The organism is Mesorhizobium sp. M7A.F.Ca.CA.004.04.2.1, assembly GCF_004022825.1.
Lineage (GTDB): Bacteria > Pseudomonadota > Alphaproteobacteria > Rhizobiales > Rhizobiaceae > Mesorhizobium.
The window spans coordinates 1-5,503 of record NZ_RZPH01000342.1 but is presented as its reverse complement, the minus strand read 5'-3'; the positions used below and the strand labels follow the sequence as shown (position 1 = coordinate 5,503).

At 57.7% G+C, this 5,503-nt stretch carries 3 protein-coding genes; all 3 read left to right on the top strand.

Annotated elements, in window-relative coordinates:
* Positions 1-433: 433 nt before the first annotated feature.
* Positions 434-2,635, top strand: coding sequence for a P-loop NTPase fold protein (locus EN893_RS16605; RefSeq protein WP_127268970.1), 2,202 nt, complete (start codon positions 434-436; stop codon positions 2,633-2,635).
* Between the two features lie 411 nt (positions 2,636-3,046).
* Positions 3,047-4,366 carry a hypothetical protein gene (locus EN893_RS16600; protein ID WP_128361652.1) on the top strand — a complete coding sequence of 440 codons (1,320 nt, stop codon included), beginning with the start codon at positions 3,047-3,049 and terminating at the stop codon, positions 4,364-4,366.
* Between the two features lie 424 nt (positions 4,367-4,790).
* Positions 4,791-5,503: DUF4365 domain-containing protein (locus tag EN893_RS16595; protein WP_164900916.1), on the top strand; the 713-nt coding region annotated here is incomplete at its 3' end.

Genomic DNA, 5,503 nt, shown 5'->3' with positions numbered 1-5,503 from the left:
GACCAGCGGAGAGCTACTGCGTCAGTCTGAAGAGATTCGCGCACTTGTTGAGCGCGTCCGTCGCGCGATCCCTACTTGTAGAACCGTGCGCTGACCGCTTTCGGGCCGAGAGTGGACCGACGGCTCCGAGGCTCGGATCGTCAGTAGCGGACCTTCGAACGTCGAATGATCTCAAAGACCAACTGCCAGCTTTCTGCGCGTTAAGCCATGATCGGAGGCGTCGAATGCGAACATGTGTTGAGGGCGGATGTTTCCGGCCTCGGCCCTTTTCGCTCCTAAGTGTGGCCGTGGGATACACCGCCGGTCCCTTGTGTCCCTCCCTGCCTTCGCCCCCAAAGCTGCTGAGGCGCATAGTAGGCTTCTCTTTTGCGCCTCAGATGTGTATGCCTTAATCAGCTCCATGGAACATCTAGCTGGAGCTGATCAAAAATATATGAAGCCACCAACGCAACCTGACTCCGACCGGCCCTTGAATGCCGAGGCGGCCGATCTTTTTGGCTTTGTGGGCATAGCCAGAAGACTCGCACCCGCAATTCTGAAGACGTTCGAAACAGACGGCATGGTCGTTGGCCTGGAGGGGCCTTGGGGATCAGGCAAGACCACGCTGCTGAACTTCCTGCGGCACGAGCTGGACAAGAGCAAGCCGGAGCACATCCACGTCATAAACATCGCGCCATGGCTCAGCGGAGATCGGTCCAATCTCGTATCCTCCCTGCTTATCCCAATAGCGGACATTCTGGATCAGATTGAAAACGCGCACGCCAAACAGAGCCGTTGGAAGCAGCTGAAGAAGAAAGGAACCGACCTCGGCAATCTCGTCCGGTCGTACGGCGCGAAAACAGGGCGGACGTTGGCGCCGGCCGCGCGGTTGGCTGAATATTTCATTCCCGGTGCGAAGATCGCGGGAGACTCGTTGGATTTGGCTTCTGAGTACCTTGAGCAGTCTGAACGCCAACAGACGACTGCCGAAATCAAAGCCAACATTTCCAAGAGGATTTCCGAGCTCAAAATCGGCTTCGTCGTCATTCTGGACGACCTCGACCGGCTTGAGCCCGAACAAGCCGTTGAGGTGGTCCGGCTGGTGAGGTCGGTCGCCGATTTCCCGAAGATTACCTACCTGATGTGCTATGATCGGGCGGCCCTATCCCACGCGCTTATGACTGGCCTGAAGATATCCGATGGAGATCAGTTCCTTCAAAAAATCATCCAGCTGACCTTCACTATACCACTCCCCGAGCCATTCGACTTGCGGGAGCAATTCCTCACAGAGGCTTTGGCCATCTTCGAGGAAGTCACCGGAAGCCCCGCGACTAGTGAGCTCCTCTCCGATCTTAAAGTTGGGGTGGACCGCGAAGGTGGCGCACTACGGACCCCGCGAGAGGTCAAGCTTGCTCTCAACAGCCTCCGGTTCCTGTATCCCTCGATCAAGGACGATGTCTATTTCCCCGACGTCTGCCGGTTGCACCTGATCAAGACAACGAACCCGGCTCTCTATCGTTGGATCGAGGAATATCTCTCGCTACGCTCGGTCCTCGTCACAGGCGATGGTACAATCAGCAGCCACGACAAGAAGGAGATCGGCAAGCGGCTTCAGGAGCTTCTGCCGTCAGACGACGCAATGTCCACGCAGTCAATCTGGAGCCTGCGCCGGTTCATTCCAGGCATCATCAAGAACGACAGTCCCGAGCAATGCGTCTTTTCGAGCTCAAGCGTAGGCGAAGTGAAAAACATGATCGCGCTGCGCCGTCTGGGCAGCCCGATCCATTACCGCTACTACTTCGCGCTGACGTATCCGAAAACGATAATGCCGGATGACGAGTTCAACGCGTTGCTCGCCCTCGCAACGAGCCACACGTCGGCGCTGACGGAGAAACTCGTCGCTCTCGCCCGGAAAAGGAGGTCGTCAGGAAGGAGTTGGTTCGAACATTTACTGGACCGGCTGGATGACGACATGATCAGAAGCCTCGGCGCATCGAGGCTCTCAGGTCTGATAGAAGCCATATCCAACGGCATGGATGTCATCCTTGCCGAAGACAACAGTCCGCGGCCGTTGTCGCTGTCAGTCTCGGATATCGCGGAACGTGTGGTGAGGGGTTGCCTCAAACAGTTGAAGACGTTGGACCACGATGCCTTTACCTCGGCAGCCACCAAGCTCGCCTCAGACTGTCCGTCGCTGAACTGGCTGATCGGGCACTTCATCAGAGACGAGCTTTTCATGCATGGCCTCGTCGGTGAACGGGCAAATCCTGATGGCTCGGCCTTCGACCGTGAGAAGCTGACTGACCTCCTGAATAGCTTGAAGACGCGTGCTACCGCTCAGGTGAACGATGGCGATCTTTCGAAGATGCCGGATCTAGCAGCCTACCTCTTTGGCTGGAGGGACCTGTCAGGCCTGGAAGAGCCAAAGGCCTGGGTCACGAAATTCACCGAACCCGATGAAGGCTTTCTTTTCCTCCTGGACAAGCTGCGCAGTTGGGCCGTGAGCGACCGGGTATATTACCCGCTCCAGCAATCGGCTGTCAGCGTGTTTCTGGATTGGGATGAAACCACAAAGCGACTGGAAACGCTGGCTGACACTGAGCATAGGGAGAAGGTGGAAGAACTCAAGGTCGCGATCGAGCAGGGCAAACACTGAGCACTTGCCGTGAGCGCAGAAATTGATCGGCGGGAATGGCGGTGCAGGAAGGAAGCAAACAAACACCTCAATGGCTCATTGGAGGGGCGCGAAGCGTTCCGTTAGAACGAGGGGCCGTTTGCCGACCGGCAGTTTCTGGCGTTCAAAAAGCGACAGCGGACATTCGATTCGGTAGCTCCGAGGTCCCTGACTGACCCGTTCAAGACCTTCCTCCGACCCCAAAATGCAGGCCCTGATCCAATCCGGACCTTCCTAACACGGTTTCCTTGCCGAAAGCCGACTGTGAGCCCGCTAGAGGACGCGGCGAGAACCAAAGCCTCTTGCTTGTGAGTGAAGAGTTCTTGCACGTTCCGAAGAAGCAGGGGTCTAGTAGAAACAATCCACGCGAATGGGCCAGCTAATGGAGGTGTCGTGAACGCGGTACAGATGCGTGAAATTATCGTGGGGCTGCTTGCCGCAACCTACAACACCGTTGGCGAAGACGGCCTTGCCAGCGCATTCATCCTTGGCCGACGCGATAGGCATCCCGCCTTAGGCGGCATTTCTGTCGCGCTTTTCTTCCGTCGAAAGAAGCTGATGCCTGCGGTGATGAAGCTGAGGTCCCTCGGGCCGCCACATCTCCGTTATCTTCCGTTGGGCCATTCCTTTGAGAAGCTGCGGTCTTTCCTCACGGACCGGTACCACCTTGTTGCGGGCAACAACATTTTCAGCCGCGCTGAAACCTCACTCCTGGAGCGGATATCGAAGGAGCAAGTTGACTTGCTTGTCGACCAGTTCGCAGAGAGCGATATCCTCACTCCGCCTCTAGAAACTTGCCTCTTTCCGCTGGTCACCATCCAGATGAGAGATGCGTTTGAGGGGGCGGTATTCTCGCTCTCGACAGCGACTGGTCTTGCAGCACAAACGCCGCTCGCGAACCTGCCACGCGGCTACGTCGATGGTCATCTATTCCCGCCATTCAGCGACTGGAAGCACAAGACCCAAACCCCGACGAGCTGGCTCCTTGTCACCGCTCCATCGCCTGAGGTGGCAAAAAAATATCGAGCATCGATCTTAGGGGCGATCTCCCTCACCGTAATGCATCACTACCGACACCAGTTTACCGGCCGGAAGGTTTTCGGCGGAGTGGTGGGCGTTCGTGATGGATGGTCCTTTTCCGACAGCTCGCCACATACGCCGGCACTCGGCGAGGACGTTGTGCTAGGGGTCGAGGATGGTGTTTGGCTTGAAGTGATTGATAGGGCTCTCGCTTCCAGCAGCGAGGCCGATATCAAGAAGCTGAAATCGCTGCAGTACTTCTACAGGGCTTGGTTTCTACCGGACAGCGAGCGGTTCCCAATAGACTGCATCACGATCGACTCGATGTTTGGGGATGCAAACGGCGCAACGGAGGCTGTTGCGCGCGGGGTGGATGAACTGTTCGGGGGAAAGCTCGATCGTACCCGTGTGCTTCTGCTGATGCGATTGCGGAACTCGGTAATCCACGGCGGAGCGCCGGATGTCTACGATTCCTCGAAGTACGCGAGGTACTACCGAGACTATGGCGACGATCCGATCGCCGACATGAGCGCCCTTGTCGCCGAGTGCCTCCGACGAAAGGTTTTCGATGGGCAGCTTCGAGAGCAACCTGACCCCTACGCTGAAGTGATCGCGCAGGCTGTCGCAGCGGGTAGGTTTCCTGCGAGGGAGCCAGCGGGAATCCTCGCTCCCTTAGCCACGGCGGCGGCGTGACCACTTGACCACTTGCGCCGTCCACAACAGAATTCGTGGCGATGGGATGCAGCTCTGCATGCTCCCCCGGTGCTTCCCCGAGGTTTCAAGGGAAGCTTCCGGAGAGGCCAATGCTTGTTAAGACATCGAAATCGTTGGTGCCGCCGGCAACGTCAGCTATCGGGCAACAGGAAAGATCACCTCAACGGCCGACATCGGGCGCATTGCTGACCGGCTGATTTTGGGCCGTATCCGGACAGTCCGCTTGGGACCCTGGATCGGTGTACTCGGACGCTCGGAGGTCGTCTCGGCGGGGCCCTCTACTCTCGCTTCATACCTGCGCCGACGCAGAACCGTCGTTAGGTGGCCGAGCGGGACAAAACGCGACAGAAAGAAATGGCGTGAGGCCCTACCAATCCGCCAACGGCGGCGATAATTGTGCGAAATGCCGAAGCGATCCCGAAGCCACCAGCTTGAAGCCGAATCCATCCGGCGGTACGAGCAGGCCCTGCCGAGCCGTTGGGTTTGTCGGCGCAAGGACGAGGATTATGGTGTCGATCTCGAGGTCGAGGTCTTCGACGACCGCGACGAGGCAACGGGGCTGATCTTTCTTGTGCAGCTCAAAGCGACCGACGATCCGACAGAGGCGCTTTCAGTTGCGATGAAGATGGATCGGCTCCTCTACCTAGGTAGCCTCGACTGCCCCTCGATCGTGGTGCGCTACTGCAGCGTGGACGATAGCTTCCACTGGAAGTGGCTTTCCAATGTGTTCGCCGAGATCGGCCAACCCGAGACCAAAACCGTGACCATACGCTTCTGCGAAACCGATGCTTGGTCGGACGCTGATCCAGAAGCCATCGTCCGCACGTTTAAGGTGTACCGGACAATCCGCCTGGCCTCGCGACAGCTGTCGCTCGGCTTGGGCATCGATGAGAGGCGCTGCGGTGGCCCACATTCGTTTGAGCTGAGTTGCGCAGTCGCCGAGATCACGTCTTCCTGCCGGATCGTAGGGACGTCATTGGACCCCAGCGAATGCCTCCCCGTCATGGTTCACCTCGACGGCGAATATCTGCGGTCGCGGATAGACATGATCGCGTCGATCACTGTCCACCTTAAGAGTTTCGATCGTCACGAGATTGCGGCACAGCTCTCCTACGT

Coding starts and splice junctions, on each gene's coding strand:
- EN893_RS16605 (WP_127268970.1), top strand. CDS start 434: ATGAAGCCACCAACGCAACCTGACTCCGACCGGCCCTTGAATGCCGAG.